The following is a 22,318-nucleotide window of genomic DNA, read 5'->3' as shown; positions in this document are numbered from 1 at the left end:
CTCAAGATGAGATGTCCCATTCGAAAGAAGTAAACCCCCTTGAAGACGACGAGGTAGATAGGGCAGGGGTGGAAGTGCAGTAATGCATGGAGCTGACTGTTACTAATAGGGTGAGGGCTTGACCAACAATCGCAAGGTTGTAAAATGATTCCATTAGGATGTAACATGTATGTAGTTTTGAAGATACAGAACGGAAACGGTAGCCGGTTGGTTATCGTTTTTTTGTTATTAAATTCTGAAGAATATCAATTAAGGTTGCCTGCCCACTGGATTTGTAATATAATGGGAACGTTGAAAAATCGAAAAGAATAAGATCTGCTGTCACGTTTTAAACATAAATATACAAGGCTGTCAGCAGAGAAGAGGATGAAAAAATGAGCAGATTATCAGTGGTTTTGCCAGCTTATAACGAAGAACTGATGGTAGGAAAAACCTGTCGTGTTCTTCATGAAGTATTAGCAGAAGCCGGCATTTCCTACGAACTAGTTGTTGTTGACGATGGCTCAAAAGACAAAACCTGGGAAGAAATCACCAAAGCCGGAGAAAAAGATGGAAATGTTCTTGGCGTTCATTTTTCCAGAAATTTCGGAAAAGAAGCAGCAGTATATGCAGGAATGGCCCAGGCTACAGGAGATGTGGTGGCAGTTATGGATTGTGATCTGCAGCACCCGCCGGAAACTTTGATTTCCATGTACCATCTCTGGGAGCAGGGATGGGAAGTAATCGAAGGCGTAAAGAAATCAAGAGGAACGGAAAGTCTGCTTCACAAAGAGAGCGCTGGCTTTTTCTATGGAATCATGTCCAAGGCTACAGGTGTGAATATGCAGAATGCTTCGGATTTCAAAATGATGGACAGGAAAGCAGTGAATAGTATTCTTTCTATGCCAGAACGAAATATGTTTTTCCGTGCGACCTCATCCTGGGTGGGATTTAAGACCACTTATGTGGAATTTGAGGTGCGGGACAGAGAAGCTGGACAGTCTAAGTGGTCTACCTGGTCCTTGATAAAATATGCGTTTACCAATATTGTGGCTTTTACTACAGCACCGCTGCAATTTGTAACGGTCGTAGGAGGGGCATGCTTTGGATGCTCCCTGATTTTGATTATTTATTCGCTGGTACAATTTTTTGCCGGCAGAGCGGTAGAGGGATATACAACTACCCTTATCGTTCTTTTGCTTATTGGAAGCGCTATTATGCTCAGTCTTGGAATCATCGGCTATTATATTGCAAAAATATACGAAGAAGTAAAACGGCGTCCACGTTATATCATTTCCCAGATTCTTCGTGGAAAAGAGGATGTCTATCAGGAGGTAAACCATGACTGCTCTCATTAAGAAACTGTATGCCAGTGATGTGGTACGTTATGTGTTTTTTGGAGGATGTACTACACTGGTGAATTTGGTGAGCTTTTTTCTTCTGCGCCAGGCAGGAGTTCAAAGAGATCTTGCAAATGTGATCTCGATTATTCTGGCAATTCTTTTTGCTTATGTGGTAAACTCTAAATTTGTTTTTCAGGACAAATGCGAGACTTTGAAAGACCATATCCGTCCATTCTGCAAATTTGTCGGAGCGAGAGGTGTAACAATGGTGATCGAAGTAGCAGGCGTATGGTTCTTTGCAGAGATCATACACATGAATGATATGGCCGGCAAATTTATCACCCAGTTTATAGTTCTGGCATTAAATTACATATTCAGTAAATTCCTGGTATTTACCAGCGGGAGGAAATCATGACATTAGAAGAAACACTTAAACAGATAAAGCCTCTGAATGAGGAAAAAATGAAAACAGCCAGAAGACGATGGGATAGCATCGCCAAGCCTCTCCATTCCCTTGGAAAAATGGAAGATCTGATTACGCAGATCGTTGGAATTACAGGGGATGAGAAAGTGGATCTTGGAAAAAAGGCTCTTGTTGCCATGTGTGCAGACAATGGCGTGGTAGAAGAGGGGGTTACCCAGACAGGACAGGAAGTCACTGCAATTGTAGCAGATAATTTTGTAAAAGAAACCACTACCGCATGTGTAATGTGCCACCAGTGTGGAGTGGATGTAAAGCCAGTAGATGTGGGAATGGTAAGAGATACTACAGCACGTACAGATCTGAAAGTTATGTATGGAACCCGCAATATGACGAAAGGTCCGGCTATGACAAGAGACGAAGCCATAAAGGGAATTGAAGCAGGAATTGCTATGGCAGAAGAACTGAAGGCTCAGGGGTATCGTCTTTTTGCAACTGGTGAGATGGGAATTGGAAATACCACAACCAGCAGTGCAGTTGCATCTGTGCTTCTGGGGCAACCTGTGGAAACCATGACTGGCCGTGGTGCAGGACTTTCCAGCGATGGGCTTACCCGCAAGATTCAGGCGATTAAGAAAGCCATTGATTTAAATAAGCCGGATGCAAAAGATTCCATAGACGTGCTTGCAAAAGTTGGAGGTCTTGATATCGCAGGAATGGCAGGTGTGTATCTTGGTGGAGCTGCATTACAGATTCCGGTTCTTATTGACGGTTTTATTTCCGGAGTTGCCGCACTTGTAGCAGCCAGACTTTGCCCGGAGGCAGCGGATTATATGATCGCCAGTCATGTGTCCAAAGAACCGGCAGCACATCTTGTTCTGGATGAGCTTGGAAAAGAAGCTGTGCTTCATGCTGACATGTGTCTTGGGGAAGGCACTGGAGCCATTGCCCTTTGTCCGTTTCTTGATATGGGAGCTACTCTTTACAATACATTAAGTACATTTGATGATATTCACGTGGACCAGTACGAGGAGCTGAATTAATATGATGACAGTCGTGACCGGAGGAAGCGGAAGCGGAAAATCTGCTTTTGCAGAAGATAAAATAGTATCTTTTGGACCGGCAAAAAGAATCTATATTGCAACCATGCATCCATATGACGAGGAAAGTCATAAGCGTGTGGCACGTCATCGGAAAATGCGTGCAGGAAAAGGATTCGAGACAGTTGAATGCTATACCGGATTGAAGAATCTGGATTTCCCGGAAAATGCTGTGGTTCTTCTGGAATGTATGTCCAATCTTGCCGCTAATGAGATGTTTGAGGAAAAAGGGGCTGGTGAAAAAACTGTGGAAGCCGTTTTGGAAGGCATAAAAAAGTTGAGTAGCCAGGTACGTCATCTGGTGATTGTCACGAATGAGATTTTTTCCGAAGCAGCCAGTTATGAGGGCGATACCATCCGCTATCAGGAATATCTGGGGATAATCAATCAAAACATTGGAAAAATGGCTGATGAGGTGGTTGAAGTAGTATATGGGATTCCAATCTGGCATAAAGGAGGAAAAATCATTGAAAATGCTGTGGAATAATTTTAAAGTGGCGTTTGCCATGTATTCAAAAATCCCTATGCCAATGGCAGACTGGAACAAGGAGAATATGAAATATACATTCTGTTTTTTTCCTTTTATCGGCCTGGTAATTGGAGCGCTTTCTTATCTGGTAGGATGGGCAGGCGGAAAATTTGGATTTAATCCGTCTTTTGTCTCAGCAGTTCTTGTACTGGTTCCGGTAGTGGTGACAGGTGGAATCCATGTAGATGGTCTTCTGGATACTTCGGATGCATTAAGCTCCTGGCAGGAAAGGGAGAGACGTCTTGAAATTCTGAAAGATTCCCATGCCGGTGCATTTGCGGTTATTACAGCCTGTGCTTTTTTTCTGATATGGTATGGAGCTTATAGTCAGTTGTGGACGGACAGGCGGGCACTTTTGATTATGGCTCTCGGATTTATGGTTTCCAGATGTTTGTCCGGAATCAGTGTCATGATGTTTCCAAAGGCACGTAAAGATGGAACTGTAGCAGAATTTTCCAGAAAAGCAGAAGATATGATTGTGCGAAATGTGCTGATCGTCTATCTTGGAATTCTGCTGGCGGTGATGATATGGATCCAGCCTGTGATGGGTATTCTGGCATTTGGAACTGCAGTACTTGTTTTCCTTTATTATCATTATAAAGCAATGAAATATTTTGGCGGGATCACAGGTGACCTGGCAGGATATTTTCTGTGCCTTTGTGAGGTGGGAATGACTGTTGTACTGGCTGTTGTTTCTGTATTTATCTAGACGTGTCTGAAAAATCATTCCCGCAATCTGCACGCCCCACTTTGCGGTATATTTTGCCCGAATTCGGTTGTCGTAGCCCGCTACGCGCCCTCATCCGGGCAAAATCTCCCACAAATTGTGACGTACATCTTGCAGAAAGTCTTTTACAGACACGCTCCGGGAACTGGGAAAAAAGGAGAAATTGTAACAATGGAAATGATCATTGGAGGTGCTTTTCAGGGAAAGAGCACATATGCAAAAGAACATCATCCTGATGTCTGCTGGAAAAAGGGAGCCGATCTGGAAAAAGAAGAGCTTATGAATGCAGAGGGCGTCCTTGATTTTCAGGAGTATATCAAAAAAGAATTAAAAGCAGACAAAGATGTGGCCAGACTGGCAGAAGAATTATGGGAGAAAAATCCGGATATCATTCTGGTAAGTCAGGAAGTAGGATACGGCGTTGTCCCCATGGATGTTTTTGACCGGAAATACCGGGAGGCAGTGGGAAGAGTCTGTACGGATCTCGCATCAAAAAGCAAAAAGGTAATACGTGTAGTATGTGGAATTGGGACGGTGATCAAAAATGCTTAAACTTATTCTGATTCGTCATGGGGAAACCCAGGGGAATAAGTTAAAAAGATATATAGGAAAAAGAACGGATGAACCTCTTTGTCCGGAGGCTGGGAATATGCTGGCGCAGCTTGCTTATCCGGAGGTACAGGCAGTTTATGCAAGTCCTATGATCCGCTGTACCCAGACAGCAGGAATCCTTTTTCCCGGAAAAAAGCTGAATATTATTGATGAGCTTGCAGAATGTGATTTTGGAGAATTTGAAAATAAAAATTATCAGGAACTGGACGGAAATGAACATTACCAGTCCTGGATCGATTCTGGTGGACTACTGCCATTTCCGGGAGGAGAGAGCAGAGAGGAATTTAAAAGACGCAATGTGACCGGCTTCCAGAAAGCTGTAAATGGTTGTCTCCGTAATGGGATTTCTTTGGCAGCACTTGTGGTGCATGGCGGTACGATCATGAATGTTATGGAAGAATATGCAGACGAAGACCGCTCTTTTTATGACTGGCATGTGCAGAATGGCAAAGGCTATGAGGTGGAAATTGATCCTGAATTATGGAAAAAGGGCCGGAAATTCTTGCATGTGATCCGGGAGTTATAAAGATACATATACGAATAATGCAGATGGAAAATCAGCTATGGATTAGAGCTTGTTTGAAAAATCCATTAATAGAGAGAACAAGGCAGTTTGTTTAATTGACAGACTGCCTTGTTTTCATGTTTATGCAGACTGCGGGCAAAATCTCCCTCGAATTGTGACGTACAGCTTGTAGAAAGCATTTTCAAACGTGCCCTAGAGCGTGTTTTGGCTGTGATCAGTTAGTTTGTTTGAACAAAAATTTTGAGAAAGCCAAAAATATTTTTAGATTTCCTATTGAAATTTATATGGGAATGTGTTACATTATCTGTATAAAATATCCTAAAAAATGTTGAATTGTGCTATTTGATTCAACAATTTTAACAAGTAAAGGAGGATGCCATATGCTTATTATTGGTAATGGAAGAATGATCACACGGGACGCATCCAAGGCATTTATAGAGAACGGTGCAGTTGCAATGGATGGTAACACCATAGTTATGGTGGGGACTACAGATGAGGTGAAGAAGGCATATCCGGATGGAGAATTTGTAGATGCCAGAGGCGGAGTTATCATGCCTGCATTTATCAATACCCATGAGCATATCTACAGCTCTTTTGCCAGAGGTCTGAGTATTAAAGGATATAATCCCAAGGGCTTTCTGGATATTCTGGATGGACAGTGGTGGACTATTGACCGTCATCTTACCCTGGAGCAGACCAGACTTTCTGCGATGGCTACTTACATCGACAGTATCCGGAATGGTGTAACGACTGTATTTGATCACCATGCAAGCTTTGGACATATTACCGGTTCCCTCAGTGCTATTGAATCAGCAGCTAAGGATCTTGGTGTCCGTACCTGCCTTTGCTATGAAATTTCCGACCGTGACGGCATGGACAAGTCCAGAGAATCTGTAATGGAGAATGTGAACTTTATCAAACACGCACTTGCAGATGACAGCGACATGATCGCTGCTATGATGGGTATGCATGCATCTTTCACTATTTCCGATGAGACCATGGAATTGTGTAACGAACTGAAGCCAGACGGTGTTGGCTATCATATTCATGTTGCAGAGGGAATCTATGACCTTCATCAGTGCCTGAAGGAGCACAGCAAACGAATTGTAGACAGACTTTACGATTGGAATATTCTTGGGCCGAAGACGCTTCTGGGACATTGTATTTATATTAACGAGCATGAGATGGATTTAATTAAAGAGACTGACACCATGGTTGTCCACAATCCGGAATCCAATATGGGAAATGCCTGCGGATGTCCGCCTACCATGGAATTGGTACATAAGGGAATCGTTACAGGACTTGGAACTGATGGATACACCCACGATATGCTGGAATCCTGGAAGGTTGCCAATATCCTTCACAAGCATCATCTCTGCGATCCAAATGCTGCATGGGGTGAGGTTCCCAAGATGCTCTTTGAGAACAATGCAATTATTGCCAACCGCTACTTTAAGAAACCACTTGGTGTTCTGAAAGAGGGGGCAGCTGCCGATGTGATCGTAATGGATTACAACCCACTTACACCTATGAGAGCAGACAATGTAAACGGACATCTTCTGTTTGGAACTACAGGACATGACGTTGTGACTACTGTATGTAACGGCAAGGTTCTTATGAAAGACAGGGAAGTGCTGGTTTGTGACGTAGATAAGGTTATGGCTGACTGCCGTCAGTCTGCACAGGAACTGGCTGACGATATTAACGGAGGAAAATAAATATGAGCGATATTATGACATGTATGCCTTTCGGGCAGCTGATGGACTGGGTCCTTCAGGAGAAAAAAGGGCAGGACACTGTATTTGGGGTACATCGCCCATACACAGCAGATCCGAAGAATGATATGACTATTTTTACCAGAAACCTGGAGACACCAGTGGGACCGGCAGCAGGTCCCCATACCCAGCTGGCACAGAATATCATCGCTTCTTATTATGCAGGAGCCCGTTTTTTTGAGCTGAAGACAGTTCAGAAGATGGATGGCGCAGAGCTTTCAGCATGTGTGAATAAACCGTGCATTCTTGCAGATGATGAGGGATATAACTGCGAATGGTCAACTGAGCTGACTGTTCCGGACGCGATGGGCGAGTACATCAAGGCATGGTTTATCCTTCATGTGATCGCAAAAGAATTTGGCCTGGGTGCACAGGATGGGTTCCAGTTTAATATTTCCGTAGGATATGATCTTGCAGGAATTAAGGGAGACAAGGTCAATACCTTTATTGACGGAATGATGGAAGCAAAGGACACTGTTATTTTCCAGGAATGCAGAAAATGGCTTTTGGACAATGCTGACAAGTTCCAGAACTTTACCAGAGAAGACATCGAAGCAATCCCATCCAATGTCTGTAATTCTGCTACGATCTCCACACTGCATGGATGTCCTCCACAGGAGATTGAGAGCATTGCAAATTATCTGCTTACAGAGAAACATCTGAATACCTTTGTAAAGTGCAACCCGACCCTTCTTGGCTATGATTTTGCAAGAAAGACCATGGATGAGATGGGATATGATTATATGGTATTCGGCGATTTCCATTTCAGAGACGATTTGCAGTATGAGGATGCAGTCCCCATGCTTACACGTCTGATGAAATTATCCGAAGAACTGGGGCTGGAATTTGGTGTAAAGATTACCAATACTTTCCCGGTTGATGTTACCCGAAATGAGCTTCCAAGTGAAGAAATGTACATGTCTGGCAAAGCTTTGTTCCCATTGTCCATTTCCCTTGCAGCCAAACTTTCTGCTGAATTCGCAGGAAAACTTCGAATTTCCTATTCCGGAGGTGCAGATTATTTCAATATTGACAAAATTGTGGGATGCGGTATCTGGCCTGTAACTATGGCTACCACCCTTTTGAAGACAGGCGGCTACCAGAGATTTACCCAGGTAGCAGATAAGGTAGAAGGAATCTGTCCGAAGAAATGGGAAGGAATCGACGTGGATGCATTGAAGAAGCTGGCAGCAGATGCTATTACTGATGGGCATCATGTGAAGAACATTAAGCCGGTTCCGAACAGAAAGAGCACAAAAGAAGTTCCTCTTCTGGACTGCTTCTATGCACCATGTTCTGAAGGATGTCCAATCCATCAGGATATTCCACAGTATGTAGCACTGACTGGTGAGGGTAAATATAAAGAAGCACTTGAAGTGATCCTTGAGAAAAATGCCCTGCCATTTATTACAGGTACCTTATGTGCACACAACTGTATGACCAAATGTACCCGTAATTTCTACGAAGAATCCGTAAATATCCGTGGCACCAAGCTGACAGCAGCAGAGCATGGCTATGAGCAGCTGATCGGTGAGATCAAGGCTGGCGAGCCAAACGGTAAGAAGGTCGCCGTAGTTGGTGGCGGTCCTGCAGGTATTGCAGCTGCTTACTTCCTTGCAAGAGAGGGCGCAGCAGTTACCATTTTTGAAAAAGAAGAGAAAGCCGGCGGCGTGATCCGTTACGTGATACCTGGATTCCGTATTGGAGACGCTGCTATTGACAAAGATATTTCTTTCATCCAGAAGATGGGTGTAGAGATCTGCACAAATACAGAGATCACTTCTGTGGCAGATCTGAAAGCACAGGGCTATGATGCTGTGATCCTGGCAATTGGAGCTGGCAAGCCTGGCACTTTGAAACTGGAAAAAGGTGAGACCGTTAACGCTCTGAAGTTCCTTCGTGATTTCAAGGCAAATGATGGTAAGCTGAATATTGGCAAAAATGTAGTTGTAATCGGCGGCGGAAACACTGCTATGGACACTGCAAGAGCTGCGAAACGCACAGAAGGCGTAGAGCATGTTTATCTTGTATACAGAAGAACCAAACGCTATATGCCAGCTGCAGAGGATGAGCTTCTGGAAGTTCTGGAGGAGGGCGTTGAGTTTAAGGAACTTCTTTCTCCGGTAAGTCTTGATGGTGGCAGACTGCTCTGCAAGAAGATGAAGCTTGGCCAGATGGATGCTTCCGGACGTGCAAGTGTAACCGAGACTGAGGATGTGGTAGAGGTTCCGGCTGATACCGTGATCGTAGCTGTTGGAGAAAAGATTGATACCGATTTCTACACTGCCAACAAGATCGTAGTAGATGAAAGAGGAAAAGCAAAGGTCAACGATAAGACTCTTGAAACCAGCGTGAGTGGTGTCTATGTTGCCGGAGACGGCGCCAGAGGCGCAGCAACCATCGTAGAGGGAATCCGGGATGCACAGCTGGCAGTGAAAGATATTCTTGGCAAAGAGATTACCAGAGATGCAGCTGTGACAGGTGATGTGAAAGACTGTTTCGAAAAGAAAGGTATCCTGAAGCACAGTAAAGAGGCGAAGACAGAGGAAGAGAGATGTCTTACCTGTAACAAAGTCTGTGAGAACTGTGTAGATGTGTGTCCGAACCGTGCCAATATTTCCATCAAGGTTCCTGGAATGGCTATGAATCAGGTCATCCACGTAGATTATATGTGTAATGAGTGCGGTAACTGTAAGAGCTTCTGCCCATACGCAAGTGCACCATACAAGGATAAATTTACTCTGTTTGCAAATGAGAAAGACATGGCAGACAGTAAGAACGATGGTTTTGTTGTTCTGGATAAAGAGAATAAGACATGTAAAGTCAGATTTGTAGGCCAGATTACAGACTGCAAGGCAGACGATCCGGCAGATAAACTGTATGACGGTTTGAAGAAGCTGATCTGTGCAGTGATCGATGATTATGGATATCTGATAACTAAATAAAGTAATAGAAAATACTGTCCACAGCTTTTTAAGGTCTGTGGACAGTGTCTATATTTTGACAGGCAGCGAGCCGAAGTATGTTCATGCATAAGATCTTGGTGACTGCTGCGATAATTTGGGAAACCTTCAGAATGTGTTTCTCATAGTTCACTGTGAAAGTTTAGGAGCGCAGTTAAAAGCATCTGACTTTCATGGGGGGTAGTAGAAAGGAGAGTCCAACATGGCAGTATTTACAGTCAATGGCCAGAGGGTAGAGACGAAAAAAAATCAAAAGCTGCTCAGATTTCTCCGTGATGAGTTACATCTGACTTCTGTAAAAGATGGCTGTAGTGAGGGTGCCTGTGGAGCCTGTACAGTGATTATCGATGGCAGAACCTGTAAGGCCTGTGTGCCGGATACAGATCTGCTGGATGGCAGAAATATCATTACAGTAGAAGGTCTGACAGAGTGGGAAGAAAAGGTATATACGTATGCATACGGAAAGGCTGGTGCCGTACAGTGCGGCTTTTGTATTCCTGGCATGGTAATGTGCACGAAAGCTCTTCTGGATGTGAATAAAGAGCCCACTGATGAAGAAATCAAATATGCCTTGCGTAACAATTATTGCCGTTGTACCGGATATGTAAAAATTATAGATGCAGTACGGATCGCGGCTAAAGTTATGCAGGAGGGGACACTTCCGGAAGAAATTAACAACGACTGGCATATTGGCTCCCGTGTAGCAAGAATCGATGTTGGGGAAAAGGTTCTTGGTACCGGAAAATATCCAGACGATTTTTACCTGGATGGTATGCTTTATGGATCAGCACTGAGAAGTAAATATCCGCGTGCAAGGGTGCTTTCCATTGATAAGACCAAGGCACTGGCACTTCCTGGGGTAGAGGCAGTTGTTACGGCGGAAGATATTCCAGGAGAGAATAAAATCGGACATTTGAAGCATGATCAGTATACCCTGATTCCCATAGGAGGGCTTACCCATTATCTGGGAGATGCCATTGCACTTGTAGCAGCCAGAGATAAAGAGACTGCGGATAAGGCAGCGAAGCTGATCCAGGTTGAGTATGAGGTGCTTCCTCACATTCATACGATTGAAGAGGCAGCGAAACCAGATGCACCAAAGGTATTTGATGAGGAAGAGAACAATATCTGTGCATATAAACATATCAGCCGGGGAAATGCAGCAGAGGCTATAAAAAATTCCAAATATGTGATTTCCCATCATTTTGAGACACCATGGACGGAACACGCATTTCTGGAACCGGAATGCGCCGTGTCTTTTTATGATGAAGACGGAGATGTTTTTGTATATTCCACAGACCAGTCAGCACACCAGACGCTGCACGAATGCAGCTTAGTTCTTGGTACAGACAAAGTAAAGGTACAGAATGCGCTGGTAGGCGGCGGATTTGGTGGTAAGGAAGACATGACTGTGCAGCATTTAAGTGCGCTTCTTACTTATGTGACGAAGAAACCGGTTAAGATGAAGCTTACAAGAGCAGAATCCCTGCTGGTTCATCCTAAGCGCCATCCTTTTTATATGGATATGACCATGGGCTGTGATGAAAATGGAAATATCATGGGAGTAAAGGCAAAGGTTGCCGCGGATACAGGTGCATTCGCATCTCTTGGCGGTCCGGTTCTGGAGCGCGCATGTACCCATGCAGCAGGTCCTTATCACTACGAAAACTTCGAAATTGAGGGAACAGCTTACTATACCAATAATCCGCCGGCAGGAGCATTTCGCGGATTCGGAGTTACCCAGACCTGTTTTGCGACAGAGACACTTCTGAATATGATGGCAGATAAGGTGGGAATCACTCCCTGGGAAATTCGTTACCGCAATGCGATCCGGCCCTGGGAGACGCTTCCAAATGGTCAGATTGTTGACGCTTCCACAGGTCTTGTGGAGACCTTAGAAGCAGTACAGCCGAAATATGAAGCTGCGTTGGCAGCAGGAAAAGCGGTGGGCATTGGCTGCGCCATGAAGAATGCGGGTGTTGGTGTTGGAATTCCGGACACTGGCCGCGTGAAACTGATTTATGAAGAGGATAAGAAGCTTCACATTTACTCAGGAGCTTCCTGTATTGGACAGGGGCTTGGCACAGTACTGACCCAGATGATCGTGAGTAATACAGATATAAAAAGAGAGGATATCATTTACGAGCGCAGCAATACCTGGATTTCACCAGATTCCGGAACTACATCCGGTTCCAGACAGACATTGATTACCGGTGAGGCTTGCAGAAGAGCCTGTGAGAAACTGATGGAGGATAAAAAAGCAGGATTAAGCGTAGAAGATATGATCGGTAAGGTTTATTATGCAGAATATCTTGCGAAGACCGATCCTCTTGGTGCAAATGTGCCCAATCCGGTATCCCATGTTGCTTATGGATATGCTACCCAGGTTTGTATTTTGGATTCCAAGACAGGTAAAATTGAAGAGATAGTTGCTGCTCATGATGTGGGAAAAGCGGTAAATCCTTTGTCCTGTGAGGGGCAGATCGAGGGTGGTGTGGTAATGTCCATAGGATTTGCCCTGCGGGAAAAATATCCCATTGATGAGAACTGTAAACCTATTTCCAAGTATGGTTCTTTAGGTCTTTTCCGTGCACATGAAATTCCGAAGATCGATGCCATTGTTATCGACAAGCCAGGCCTTAAGGTTGCCTGCGGTGCTATTGGTATTGGAGAAATTACATCCATTCCCACCGCACCCGCAATAGCAGATGCCTATTTCCGAAGAGATGGTGTAAGGCGTTACAGCCTTCCTCTTAGTGAAACACCATATGAAAGGAAGGGATGAGAGATGGCAGTAAAGAAGAAATTTCCGTATCGGTCAGCTGTTGTGGCATGTAACGGGGGGTGCAGGGTTACAGCAGGGGACAATGGATGCAAAGATGGATGTATTGGCTGTGGAGCCTGTGTGGAGAAATGTAAATTTGGCGCCGTTTCCCTAAATGAGTATGGCGTGGCGGAAATAGAGGAAGAAAAATGCATCGGCTGCGGAGCATGTGGGAAGGTATGTCCCCAGAAGATCATTCATGTCCATGAATGTGCCAATTGGATCGTAGTAAAATGCTCAAATAAGAGTAAAGGGGCAGAGGCAAAAAAACAGTGTGAAGTCAGCTGTATCGGCTGTGGAATCTGTGAGAAGACCTGTACGGCCGAGGCAATCCAGGTTACAGATAACTGTGCAGTGATAGAAGAGTCTGTCTGCCTGAGCTGTGGAATGTGCGCAGTGAAGTGTCCAAGACATGCGATTTACGATCTGCGGGGGATTTATACGGCGAAAAATTAGAGAAGCGATTATGACAGTTACGCAATATTCCATGGCGAAATATACCGCAAAGCAGGGAATGAAGATTGCGGGAATGATTTTCCAGACATGCTCCAGGCTGATAGAGCTTCGAATTTGCAGAAATTTCAAAATTATACAGATAAAACAACTAAATTATTTATAAAATTATTGCAAAACATCGGTGAAATATGATACAATAATTTTGCATTGAAAGAATATTTTGTACAATATTTTTTAGGTTGAGACGGAAAGAGAAGAAGCATAAGGGGCCGACGATCAGTTCAAAGAAGAACCGTAAATTTGTTTTTTGAACGGCGTCGGCCATTCCTTTATGAGGGGGTAAAGGGCGGATTGGAGGCATCCGCTGCAAAAAATATAAAGAAGGTGAAGCATATGATTGGAAAGAGTGTTCCAAGAGTAGACGCTTATGAGAAAGTGACAGGACGTGCGAAATTTACAGATGACCTGATCCTGAATAAGTGTCTGGTAGCCAGGGTTTATCATGCAAAGATCGGAAACGGCGTGGTAAGATCCATTGATACCAGCGAAGCAGAGGCTCTGGACGGCGTAGTAAAGGTAGTTACCTTTAAGGACGTACCGAATCATTGTTATCCCACCCCAGGACATCCCTGGTCCGTGGAGCTTGCTCATCAGGATGTGGCAGACCGTAATCTGCTCACCGGACGAGTACGGTATTATGGCGATGATATTGCAGCTGTAGTAGCTGAGGACGAAGTGACAGCTTCCCGGGCATTGAAGCTGATCAAAGTAGAATATGAAGAATATCCGGTGGTCGTGAGCCCGAAGATTTCCATGCGTGGAACGGAGCATCCCATTCATCTTGACAAGAAGGATAACATTCTGGCAAGATCCAGCTTTGCGATCGGAGATGTGGACAGCGCAATGGAGAAGGCTGCCGTGAAGCTGAAAAGAAGCTATAAGACACCTATTGTCCAGCACTGCCATATTGAGAATAATATTTCTTACGCCTATATGGAAAAGGGAAGGATCGTGGTGGTTTCTTCCACACAGATTCCCCATATTGTGCGCCGTATTGTTGGTCAGGCACTTGGAATCCCCTGGGGGCAGGTACGTGTGATCAAGCCTTATGTAGGCGGTGGTTTCGGCAACAAGCAGGAGGTGCTTTATGAACCTCTGAATGCATTTCTCACCATGCAGGTGGGCGGTCGCCCTGTGAAAATCGAGCTTACACGTGAGGAGACCTTTACCAATACCAGAACCCGTCACTCCATTGAATATGACATGGAAGCAGGCGTAGATGCAGAAGGACATCTTCTTGCAAAAGAGATGACTACCTATTCCAATCAGGGAGCTTATGCATCCCACGGACATGCCATAGCAGCCAATGGTCTGACAGCCAGCAGACTTCAGTATGCATGTCCAAATATCCGAGGAGAAGCATATACCGTCTATACCAACTGTCCTACAGCAGGGGCGATGAGAGGATATGGTATTCCTCAGGTTTGCTTTGCCACAGAGAGCTTTATGGATGATATTGCTTATGAAATCGGTATGGATCCGCTGGAATTCCGCAGAAAAAATCTGATCCATGGCTATTATGAAGATGCCTATCTGAAGCCAATCGCAGCGAATACCAACGGTATTTTTGAGTGCCTGGAAAAAGGAGCAGAGTATATTCACTGGGATGAGAAACGGAAAGCATATCAGAACCAGACTGGCGATATCCGGCGTGGAGTTGGTATGGCACTGTTTTCCTATAAGACTGGTGTATGGCCAATTTCTCTGGAGATTGCAGGTGCAAGGCTGTCTCTGAATCAGGATGGAAGTGTACAGCTGCAGGTTGGTGCTACAGAGATTGGACAGGGCGCGGATACTGTATTTTCCCAGATGGCAGCAGAGACCTTACATATGGATATTTCCAGGGTACATATTGTAACTCAGCAGGATACAGATGTGACGCCTTTTGATACAGGTGCGTATGCTTCCAGACAGTCCTTTGTCACAGGTACAGCTGTGAAGGAATGTGCGCAGCAGCTGAAGCAGAAGATCTTAGAATATGCCAGAACACTGGTTCCAGGTAATGTGGACCGGCTGGAACTGGAGGATGGTTATATTCTGGCAGATGGCAAGCCTGCGATTTCCCTTGAGGATCTGGCCATGGAGAGCTATTACAGTCTGAGTAATTCTTCTGTCCTTACAGCAGAGGTTTCCAGACAGGTGAAGAAGAATACAGTTGCCAGCGGCTGTTGTTTTGCGGAAGTAGAAGTAGATATGAAACTTGGTAAGATCAAGGTTCTGGATATTGTGAATGTTCATGACAGTGGAACCCTTTTGAATCCGCAGCTTGCAGCAATGCAGGTTCATGGCGGTATGTTCATGGGAATCGGTTATGGAGTTTCTGAGCAGCTTCTTATTGATGAGAAAACAGGAAGACCATTAAATGGGACTTTACTGGATTATAAAATGATGACAATGATGGATACTCCGGATCTGACTGCTGAGTTTGTAGAACTGAACGATCCAATGGGACCATATGGAAATAAAGCCCTTGGCGAGCCTCCTGCAATTCCAAGTGCACCGGCCATCCGGAATGCTGTGCTTCATGCAACTGGCATCGGCTTTTCCGAGATTCCTCTGACACCGCAAAGACTGATAGACGGTTTTACAAAGGCCGGACTGATCTGAGAAAGGGGGCATGAGGAATGTATGATATTGAAAATTATTATAATGCAGAGACCATTAAGGAAGCGGTAACTCTTCTGAAGGAGCATCCGGATGCAAGGGTGATTTCCGGGGGAAGTGATGTGCTGATCAAGATCCGTGAGGGCAAAATGGCCGGTACATCTTTAGTGAGCATTCGTGATATTAAGGAAATCAAGGGAGTCCGGCTGATGGAGTCTGGTGATATTTATATTGGTGCAGGAACTACTTTTTCCCATGTGACGAATGATCCAGTCATTCAGAAGCTGATTCCGGTTCTGGGGGAAGCAGTAGATCAGGTTGGCGGACCCCAAGTCCGTAATATTGGGACTATTGGCGGAAATGTCTGCAATGGTGCGGTCAGTGCGGACAGTGCACCTACACTTTTTTCGCTGAATGCCATGCTGCGGATCGCAGATGGAACTGGTGGACGGATGGTTCCCATCAGGGATTTTTATCTGGGACCTGGTAAGGTGGATCTGCATCAGGGAGATGTGCTCACCCACATTGTGATCCCTGGGAAAGATTATCAGGGATATCATGGATTTTATATTAAGTATTCCATGCGAAATGCAATGGATATTGCGACCCTGAGCTGTAGTGTAGTCAGCAGAATCAATCCTCTGAAAAAGGTTCTGGAGGATGTAAGGATCACCTTTGGTGTAGCTGCACCCGTGCCGTATCGGTGTGCGAAGACGGAAGAGGCGCTGAGGGGCATGGAAATTGGCGAGGAGCTTTACCAGAAGGTGGAAGAGCTGGTAAGGGAAGAAATCAATCCCAGAGATTCCTGGCGTGCTTCTAAGGCGTTCCGACTGCAGATTGGCGGAGAAATCGCGAAACGCGCGCTGAAGGAGAGTGTTCGCAGGGGAATGGTGACGGGAGTTGTAGTGCTGGATGTCCGGACAACTTCAGGCGAAACTATAAGTTCAAATGGGGAAATTTATCCTTCATCTGATACTGAGAATGTAACAGGAGGTGAGCAGTCATGAAAAAGGATATGCGGCTGGTACAGTGTACTGTAAACGGAAAAGAGGTAGCTGAGTATGTGGACGTGAGAGAATCCCTTCTTGACATGCTGCGAAACCGCCTTGGGCTTACCTCTGTGAAGAAAGGCTGTGAAGTAGGTGAATGCGGTGCCTGTACTGTGATCATTGACGGTGAGACCATTGACTCCTGTATTTATCTGGCAGTCTGGGCTGAGGGAAAGAATATCCGCACCCTGGAAGGTCTTGAGAAAAACGGCGAACTTACCAGGATTCAGGAAGCTTTTATTGAGGAAGGCGCTATCCAGTGCGGATTCTGCACACCAGGCTTTGTTATGTCTGCCACAGTGCTTCTTGAGCGGGGCGAGAAGCTTACGAGAGATGCCATCCGCAAGCATATGGCAGGAAATCTTTGCCGCTGTACAGGGTATGAGAATATTGTGAATGCAGTGGAGAAGGTGAATAAGGAGAATATGACAGCTGAGGGTAAATAATTTAAGTGCTACTGTTGTTACTGTTTACTGGTGACATTCCGCGAGGTGTTTTTTGTGAACATAGTTCACAGAAAACCCGAGAAGTGCGGCGCGAAGCATGTTGCTGTGAACGGAGTGAACAGTAATCTATTGTTTGTGGGTTCTATATTAAAAATGCATTTTATACTATACTGTAAATGGGAAAAGTGTTATAATATTAATTGCAACACAATATTGTTATGAAATTGATTAAATCAAATGAAAAAACGATTAGCATGTAGTAATATTGTTATAATACAAAAATATCAGAGGGCGGGGACTTCCCCGCCTTTTCTAAAATATTAAAAATGGGCAGGAAAAAAATATGAGTGACAAGTGTATAATAGTCCGTGGCGGCGGAGACCTGGCAAGCGGCGTGATCCACAGACTGCATCGCTGTGGCTATCGTGTATTGATCTTAGAATGTGAAAAACCAAGTGCAATCCGCAGAAAGGTAGCGTTTTGCGAAGCTGTGTATGATGGGACAGCAGCAGTAGAAGGGATTCTTTGCAGAAGAATAGATTCTCTGGAAGAATGTGGGCAGGTCTGGCAAGCAGGGGAAATTCCACTTATGGTCGATCCGGCAGGTAATTGTATGATTGAACTTTCTGCGCAGGGCAAAGTAGCTGCTCTGGTAGATGCAATTCTTGCAAAGAGAAATCTTGGAACTTCAAGAAATATGGCACCCCTTACCATTGGTCTGGGACCAGGCTTTTCAGCTGGGGAAGACGTGGATTACGTTGTGGAAACCATGCGAGGTCACGATCTTGCCAGAATCATTACTGAGGGCCCGGCCATCCCAAATACGGGTGTTCCCGGAATGGTAGGAGGTGTTAGCAAGGAACGTGTGATCCACTCCCCGGGTGCCGGCAGAATCCATAATATGGCCCATATTGCCGATATTGTAGAGAAAGGACAGATTCTCGCCTACGTGGGAGAAACCCCTGTAGAAGCCTCTATAACAGGCGTATTAAGGGGAATTATAAAGGAAGGCTACAATGTTCCTGTTGGAATGAAAATCGCCGATATTGATCCCAGAAAAGAGGAGAAGAAGAACTGCTTTACCATTTCGGATAAGGCCAGATGTATTGCTGGAAGTGTGGTGGAGATTTTGCTCAGTGAGGGTGTATTGCCAAACACGCTCTAGATCCTGTTTGGTCACATTGCATTTATTAACATGTTTTCGCTTGGGGAATGTTATGAAGCCTATGTACTTTTTATAGAATTGTTTTTTATGGTTACGAAGTCAGGCAATGAATCATTGCATGAAAATAATTGGCGTGAAGGAGGTCAGGATGAAAAGATACGGTTATTTTCTGGACTTATTAAAACTTGATATAGAGAAATACCCAGTGATCGCTGTAGTCGGTGGTGGTGGAAAGACAAGTCTGATTTACCGTCTGAATGAAGAATTACAGGCTTTGGGTAAAAAAGTGATTATTTCCACAACTACCCATATGGTATATGATCCCATGCTGCCTCTGGTAAAGAGCACTTGCATTGAGCGCGTCCCGAAAATATTAAAGGAACACGGCTTTGCAGCAGTTGCCGATATTGAAGAAACCTCTGGAAAAATGTGTGCCATAGAGGAAGCCGCATTGAAGAAACTGGTTCCATTTTGTGATGTTATGCTGATCGAAGCAGATGGAGCGAAACGAAAACCCTTGAAGGTTCCAGCTGACTGGGAACCGGCAATTCCTGATTTTGCAGACGTAGTAGTAAGTGTGATTGGTTTGGACTGTCTTGGTAAGCCCATCTGCGAGACCGCCCACCGTGCCGAATACACCAGCTCTTTTCTTGAAAAAAATCTGGAAGCACCTGTTACCGCAGAAGACATAGAAAAAATAGCAACCTCTGTTCACGGTTTGTATAAAAATGTAGACCATAAAGTTTACCGTGTATATTTAAATAAAGCAGACATATTGCCCGATTCTTCTCCGGCAGAGCATATAGTAGAAGACCTGGCAAAGCAAGGCACAATAGCTGCATATGGCAGTTTAAGAGAGGCAGAAAATTATGAAGATTGCATTGATCATGCTGGCAGCTGGAAACAGTCGGCGGTTTGGAAGCAATAAGCTTTTATATGAGATCGAAGGGAAGCCCATGTACCGGCATATTCTGGAGAAGCTGATGATTGTGGCAGAATGGCTTGAAGAAACAGAGTGTATTGAAAAAGTGGAATGCGGTGAACATTTGGAAAAGCAGAATGAGGAAGGCTATAAAGAAGAACATATAGAATGCAATAAAGCAATTGCACCTCTTGGTGAAATAAAGGGGAAATTATTTAAACAGAGAGAGTGCTATAAAAGAATAACAGTAGTCACTCAGTACGAAGAAATAGAGCAGGCCGCAAGATCCATGGGTGTAAACGTATACATCAACCCTCATCCAGACGAGGGAATCTCCTCCTCCCTGAAAATCGGCTTAAAAGCCAACTTAGACGTTGATGCCTGCCTTTTCACCGTTTCCGACCAGCCCTGGCTCACCATCGCCACAATTCGCCAGCTCATCACCCTCCTAAAAACATCAGGCAAAGGAATCGCCTGTGTCTCCTGCGAAGGAAAACTTGGAAACCCCTGCATTTTTACAAAAAAATACTACGACTCCCTGCTCTCCATTAATGGAGATAAAGGTGGTAAAGCTGTGATAACTGCACATAGAGATGATACGGTTGTTTTGAAGGTGAATGATGTGAAGGAACTTACCGATATGGATGTTAAATTGTAAAGAACGCTCTCTTTAAAAGCTATTGTCTAATATAAGACATTTCAGAAAAAATGAGCAAAAGTATGGAATCTTTTATACACGGAAGCAGTTGGAAACGATATTTGAATATAAAATGTGGGATTTTGTTGTATTTTGTGAATTTGTGTGAGATTCCAGCCAGAAATTACTTGTAATTATGATAAAAACAAGGTATACTAATGGAAAAGAAAGCAGTCGGGAGAAGTGTTTTTATTTCTGCTTGCAAGAAGAGTTCCGTGGGCGTTTTACGTGAACAGAGTGAGCAGTACCCCATTTTCCCGTCTTACAAGGAGGATAAAATGGCAGATAACTATGATGGCATGGCAGTTGGGGTGTTTGAACTGGATAACCTGGTAGCCTGCTTTGTGGCTCTTGATGCAGCATCCAAGGCTGCAAATGTAAAGATCCAGAGCGTAGAGAGAAACCGACTGAAAAGTGGAGCCTGTGTAAAAATGCGCGGCAGTGTTTCCGATGTAAATGCAGCTATGGAAGTGGCATTGGAGACTGCGAAGCCCCTTGGTAAAATCGTTTCCCATACGGTAATTGCATCCCCCACAGCAGACACGGAAACAGCACTTAAGATGACCATTAACAAATAGAACATGTCAGGAGGAAATAGAAGATGTCTTATGGAGCATTAGGATTGGTAGAGGTTCTGGGAAGCTGCAATGCGGTAGTTGTCCTTGACCAGATGCTGAAAACATCAGATGTAGAATTCCGTACCTGGCATACCAAGTGCGGAGGTCATGCAACTGTATTTTTAAGCGGTGATGTAGCTGCAGTGAAGGCTGCGGTAGATGCGGTGAAAGAGAATCCGCCTTGTGAAATCGTGGCATCAGCCGTGATTTCAGCACCATCAGAAGAAACATCGCGACTGGTGGAAGAAGAGGAAGAGAAACATCATAAATGATTTTTCAAACACGCTCTAGCGTATAAAAAGGGTATGGTGTAAACCATACCCTGCTAAAAAATCTAAGTGAGCTTTGAGGTCAAATTTCTATTATTGGTGACTCTATCAGTCCCAAACACTTCTTACAAATGAATCTGTGTCCCCGTCTTTCCCATAATACCATCTTTGGCTTTTTCCAACAGGGTGATCATAGCTGTACGGCCGGTGCCGGAGCTTGCAAAGTCTACGCAGGCCTGAACCTTCGGCAGCATAGATCCAGCGGCAAACTGGCCTTCTTCAATGTATTTTCTGGCCTGGGAAACAGTAAGATCGTCCAGCCATTTCTCATTTTCTTTGCCAAAATTAACGGCAACTTTTTCCACAGCCGTCAGAATGATCAGCATATCTGCATCCAGCTGCTTTGCAAGCAGGCAGCTTGCGAAATCTTTGTCAATGACTGCGGAAGCACCTTTTAGATGGTGGCCTTCTAAGGTTACCGGGATTCCGCCCCCGCCACAGCAGATGACGATCTTGTTGGCATCTACAAGGCTGTTGATGGCATCCTGCTCTACGATTTCCACTGGCTTGGGAGAAGCAACCACACGGCGGTAGCCGCGGCCTGCGTCTTCTTTCATAACATGCCCGTAGGCTTTTGCCTGGAAATCAGCTTCTTCCTTGGTAAGGAATTTACCAATTGGTTTGCTTGGATTTTCAAATGCAGGATCCTCAGGATCTACACGAACCTGTGTGACAACGGTGACAACCGGTGTACGCATGAAGCCACGTTTGCGAAGCTCTTCACGGAGCGCGTTCTGAAGATCATAGCCAATGTAAGCCTGGCTCATAGCTACACAGACAGAGAGCGGAGTGTTTGGCTGTGCCTGATCTTCGTGGGTAAGAGCAGTCATAGCGTTGTTGATCATACCTACCTGTGGTCCGTTTCCGTGAACCACAACTACCTGGTGACCTTCCTCAATAAGGTCGCAGAGCGCCTTTGCAGTAGATTTTACTGCTATCATCTGTTCTGGAAGTGTATTTCCAAGTGCGTTGCCGCCAAGGGCAACCACGATACGTTTTCTTTTATATATCATAAAAACCTCCTCTGATAAATATTTAGGAAGGAGTAAACCAGAGTTTGTTAAAAAATCATTCCTGCGAAGTGCGATAAATATTCCGCAGAAAGCCTGTGTGGGCGATACTCTAATATAACCACTTCTATAAATATTATCGTAAACAATCTATAAAATAGCAA

Annotated in this window: 20 protein-coding genes, 1 rRNA gene and 1 pseudogene; 20 read left to right on the top strand and 2 right to left on the bottom strand. The window is 44.7% G+C overall.

The window, feature by feature from the left end; translation table 11 throughout:
* The 6 genes from I4V84_RS17365 to cobS form a co-directional block, all read left to right on the top strand.
* Positions 1-126: ribosomal RNA gene (locus I4V84_RS17365) — 23S ribosomal RNA — on the top strand; the annotation flags it as partial.
* 248 nt (positions 127-374) lie between these two features.
* The gene (locus I4V84_RS17360) at positions 375-1,337 is read left to right on the top strand and encodes a glycosyltransferase family 2 protein (RefSeq protein ID WP_118583340.1); all 963 of its coding nucleotides are present in this window, start codon (positions 375-377) and stop codon (positions 1,335-1,337) included.
* Positions 1,321-1,737 (top strand): GtrA family protein, encoded by a 417-nt coding sequence (locus I4V84_RS17355; protein WP_195993048.1) that lies wholly within the window; start codon positions 1,321-1,323, stop codon positions 1,735-1,737. The genes I4V84_RS17360 and I4V84_RS17355 overlap by 17 nt, the downstream gene beginning before the upstream one ends.
* Positions 1,734-2,786 carry a nicotinate-nucleotide--dimethylbenzimidazole phosphoribosyltransferase gene (gene cobT, locus I4V84_RS17350; protein WP_195993047.1) on the top strand — a complete coding sequence of 351 codons (1,053 nt, stop codon included), beginning with the start codon at positions 1,734-1,736 and terminating at the stop codon, positions 2,784-2,786. Before I4V84_RS17355 ends, cobT begins: the two co-directional genes overlap by 4 nt.
* A 1-nt stretch (position 2,787) precedes the next feature.
* Positions 2,788-3,330 (top strand): bifunctional adenosylcobinamide kinase/adenosylcobinamide-phosphate guanylyltransferase, encoded by a 543-nt coding sequence (locus tag I4V84_RS17345; RefSeq protein WP_118583346.1) that lies wholly within the window; start codon positions 2,788-2,790, stop codon positions 3,328-3,330.
* Complete coding sequence (cobS, locus tag I4V84_RS17340) at positions 3,317-4,081, top strand: adenosylcobinamide-GDP ribazoletransferase (RefSeq protein ID WP_334286152.1); 765 nt, start codon at positions 3,317-3,319, stop codon at positions 4,079-4,081. Before I4V84_RS17345 ends, cobS begins: the two co-directional genes overlap by 14 nt.
* A 36-nt stretch (positions 4,082-4,117) precedes the next feature.
* Here cobS and I4V84_RS20880 read toward each other — a convergent pair.
* A pseudogene (locus I4V84_RS20880) lies at positions 4,118-4,164 on the bottom strand (DUF6783 domain-containing protein); the annotation flags it as partial.
* A 106-nt stretch (positions 4,165-4,270) separates the two neighbouring features.
* Here I4V84_RS20880 and I4V84_RS17335 point away from each other — a divergent pair.
* The 14 genes from I4V84_RS17335 to I4V84_RS17270 all read left to right on the top strand — a co-directional run bounded on the left by I4V84_RS17335 (position 4,271) and on the right by I4V84_RS17270 (position 21,087).
* Positions 4,271-4,651, top strand: coding sequence for a bifunctional adenosylcobinamide kinase/adenosylcobinamide-phosphate guanylyltransferase (locus tag I4V84_RS17335; protein WP_195391939.1), 381 nt, complete (start codon positions 4,271-4,273; stop codon positions 4,649-4,651).
* Complete coding sequence (locus I4V84_RS17330) at positions 4,644-5,237, top strand: histidine phosphatase family protein (RefSeq protein ID WP_118583352.1); 594 nt, start codon at positions 4,644-4,646, stop codon at positions 5,235-5,237. Before I4V84_RS17335 ends, I4V84_RS17330 begins: the two co-directional genes overlap by 8 nt.
* 380 nt (positions 5,238-5,617) lie before the next feature.
* Positions 5,618-6,955 carry a putative aminohydrolase SsnA gene (gene ssnA / locus I4V84_RS17325; protein ID WP_118583354.1) on the top strand — a complete coding sequence of 446 codons (1,338 nt, stop codon included), beginning with the start codon at positions 5,618-5,620 and terminating at the stop codon, positions 6,953-6,955.
* 2 nt (positions 6,956-6,957) lie between these two features.
* A complete protein-coding gene (gene ygfK, locus I4V84_RS17320; protein WP_195993045.1) occupies positions 6,958-9,957 on the top strand; it encodes a putative selenate reductase subunit YgfK in 3,000 nt (999 codons plus the stop codon).
* Between the two features lie 220 nt (positions 9,958-10,177).
* Positions 10,178-12,760, top strand: a complete 2,583-nt coding sequence (gene xdh / locus I4V84_RS17315) for a selenium-dependent xanthine dehydrogenase (protein WP_173769657.1) — start codon at positions 10,178-10,180, stop codon at positions 12,758-12,760.
* 3 nt (positions 12,761-12,763) lie between these two features.
* Positions 12,764-13,255, top strand: a complete 492-nt coding sequence (locus I4V84_RS17310) for a 4Fe-4S binding protein (protein WP_195993044.1) — start codon at positions 12,764-12,766, stop codon at positions 13,253-13,255.
* Positions 13,256-13,648: 393 nt separating this feature from the next.
* Entirely contained in the window at positions 13,649-15,922 is a 2,274-nt protein-coding gene (gene xdhA, locus I4V84_RS17305) for a xanthine dehydrogenase subunit XdhA (protein WP_118583398.1), read from the top strand.
* Positions 15,923-15,939: 17 nt separating this feature from the next.
* On the top strand, positions 15,940-16,926 hold the full coding sequence (gene xdhB, locus I4V84_RS17300) for a xanthine dehydrogenase subunit XdhB (protein ID WP_195993043.1): 987 nt from the start codon (positions 15,940-15,942) through the stop codon (positions 16,924-16,926).
* Positions 16,923-17,414, top strand: coding sequence for a xanthine dehydrogenase subunit XdhC (gene xdhC / locus I4V84_RS17295; RefSeq protein ID WP_118583364.1), 492 nt, complete (start codon positions 16,923-16,925; stop codon positions 17,412-17,414). The genes xdhB and xdhC overlap by 4 nt, the downstream gene beginning before the upstream one ends.
* A 343-nt stretch (positions 17,415-17,757) precedes the next feature.
* Positions 17,758-18,579 (top strand): selenium-dependent molybdenum cofactor biosynthesis protein YqeB, encoded by an 822-nt coding sequence (gene yqeB / locus I4V84_RS17290; RefSeq protein ID WP_195993042.1) that lies wholly within the window; start codon positions 17,758-17,760, stop codon positions 18,577-18,579.
* A 148-nt stretch (positions 18,580-18,727) separates the two neighbouring features.
* Positions 18,728-19,507 (top strand): selenium cofactor biosynthesis protein YqeC, encoded by a 780-nt coding sequence (gene yqeC / locus I4V84_RS17285; protein WP_195993041.1) that lies wholly within the window; start codon positions 18,728-18,730, stop codon positions 19,505-19,507.
* On the top strand, positions 19,449-20,159 hold the full coding sequence (locus I4V84_RS17280; protein WP_195993040.1) for a nucleotidyltransferase family protein: 711 nt from the start codon (positions 19,449-19,451) through the stop codon (positions 20,157-20,159). Before yqeC ends, I4V84_RS17280 begins: the two co-directional genes overlap by 59 nt.
* 317 nt (positions 20,160-20,476) lie before the next feature.
* Positions 20,477-20,776, top strand: coding sequence for a BMC domain-containing protein (locus I4V84_RS17275; protein ID WP_118583374.1), 300 nt, complete (start codon positions 20,477-20,479; stop codon positions 20,774-20,776).
* A 23-nt stretch (positions 20,777-20,799) separates the two neighbouring features.
* Positions 20,800-21,087: a BMC domain-containing protein gene (locus I4V84_RS17270; protein WP_195993039.1), complete on the top strand. Its 288-nt coding sequence runs from the start codon at positions 20,800-20,802 to the stop codon at positions 21,085-21,087.
* A 122-nt stretch (positions 21,088-21,209) separates the two neighbouring features.
* Here I4V84_RS17270 and arcC read toward each other — a convergent pair whose 3' ends face one another.
* Positions 21,210-22,157: a carbamate kinase gene (gene arcC / locus I4V84_RS17265; RefSeq protein ID WP_179988296.1), complete on the bottom strand. Its 948-nt coding sequence runs from the start codon at positions 22,155-22,157 to the stop codon at positions 21,210-21,212.
* Positions 22,158-22,318 lie beyond the last annotated feature (161 nt).

Origin of the sequence: Ruminococcus sp. 1001713B170207_170306_F1, assembly GCF_015668065.1 — a bacterium.
In the GTDB taxonomy this organism is placed as follows: Bacteria; Bacillota; Clostridia; order Lachnospirales; family Lachnospiraceae; genus Blautia_A; species Blautia_A faecis.
Note: the sequence above shows the minus strand (reverse complement) of the source record. Positions and strands in the feature narration are given on the sequence as shown.

What these genes read in the sequence shown, in the direction of transcription:
- cobS (WP_334286152.1), top strand. Translation starts at nt 3,317, where the DNA reads ATGCTGTGGAATAATTTTAAAGTGGCGTTTGCCATGTATTCAAAAATC.
- xdhA (WP_118583398.1), top strand. Translation starts at nt 13,649, where the DNA reads ATGATTGGAAAGAGTGTTCCAAGAGTAGACGCTTATGAGAAAGTGACA.
- ssnA (WP_118583354.1), top strand. Translation starts at nt 5,618, where the DNA reads ATGCTTATTATTGGTAATGGAAGAATGATCACACGGGACGCATCCAAG.
- xdhC (WP_118583364.1), top strand. Translation starts at nt 16,923, where the DNA reads ATGAAAAAGGATATGCGGCTGGTACAGTGTACTGTAAACGGAAAAGAG.
- yqeC (WP_195993041.1), top strand. Translation starts at nt 18,728, where the DNA reads ATGAAAAGATACGGTTATTTTCTGGACTTATTAAAACTTGATATAGAG.
- I4V84_RS17330 (WP_118583352.1), top strand. Translation starts at nt 4,644, where the DNA reads ATGCTTAAACTTATTCTGATTCGTCATGGGGAAACCCAGGGGAATAAG.
- yqeB (WP_195993042.1), top strand. Translation starts at nt 17,758, where the DNA reads ATGAGTGACAAGTGTATAATAGTCCGTGGCGGCGGAGACCTGGCAAGC.
- I4V84_RS17310 (WP_195993044.1), top strand. Translation starts at nt 12,764, where the DNA reads ATGGCAGTAAAGAAGAAATTTCCGTATCGGTCAGCTGTTGTGGCATGT.
- I4V84_RS17355 (WP_195993048.1), top strand. Translation starts at nt 1,321, where the DNA reads ATGACTGCTCTCATTAAGAAACTGTATGCCAGTGATGTGGTACGTTAT.
- cobT (WP_195993047.1), top strand. Translation starts at nt 1,734, where the DNA reads ATGACATTAGAAGAAACACTTAAACAGATAAAGCCTCTGAATGAGGAA.
- I4V84_RS17335 (WP_195391939.1), top strand. Translation starts at nt 4,271, where the DNA reads ATGGAAATGATCATTGGAGGTGCTTTTCAGGGAAAGAGCACATATGCA.
- ygfK (WP_195993045.1), top strand. Translation starts at nt 6,958, where the DNA reads ATGAGCGATATTATGACATGTATGCCTTTCGGGCAGCTGATGGACTGG.
- I4V84_RS17360 (WP_118583340.1), top strand. Translation starts at nt 375, where the DNA reads ATGAGCAGATTATCAGTGGTTTTGCCAGCTTATAACGAAGAACTGATG.
- arcC (WP_179988296.1), bottom strand. Translation starts at nt 22,157, where the DNA reads ATGATATATAAAAGAAAACGTATCGTGGTTGCCCTTGGCGGCAACGCA.
- I4V84_RS17270 (WP_195993039.1), top strand. Translation starts at nt 20,800, where the DNA reads ATGTCTTATGGAGCATTAGGATTGGTAGAGGTTCTGGGAAGCTGCAAT.
- xdh (WP_173769657.1), top strand. Translation starts at nt 10,178, where the DNA reads ATGGCAGTATTTACAGTCAATGGCCAGAGGGTAGAGACGAAAAAAAAT.
- xdhB (WP_195993043.1), top strand. Translation starts at nt 15,940, where the DNA reads ATGTATGATATTGAAAATTATTATAATGCAGAGACCATTAAGGAAGCG.
- I4V84_RS17275 (WP_118583374.1), top strand. Translation starts at nt 20,477, where the DNA reads ATGGCAGATAACTATGATGGCATGGCAGTTGGGGTGTTTGAACTGGAT.
- I4V84_RS17345 (WP_118583346.1), top strand. Translation starts at nt 2,788, where the DNA reads ATGATGACAGTCGTGACCGGAGGAAGCGGAAGCGGAAAATCTGCTTTT.
- I4V84_RS17280 (WP_195993040.1), top strand. Translation starts at nt 19,449, where the DNA reads ATGAAGATTGCATTGATCATGCTGGCAGCTGGAAACAGTCGGCGGTTT.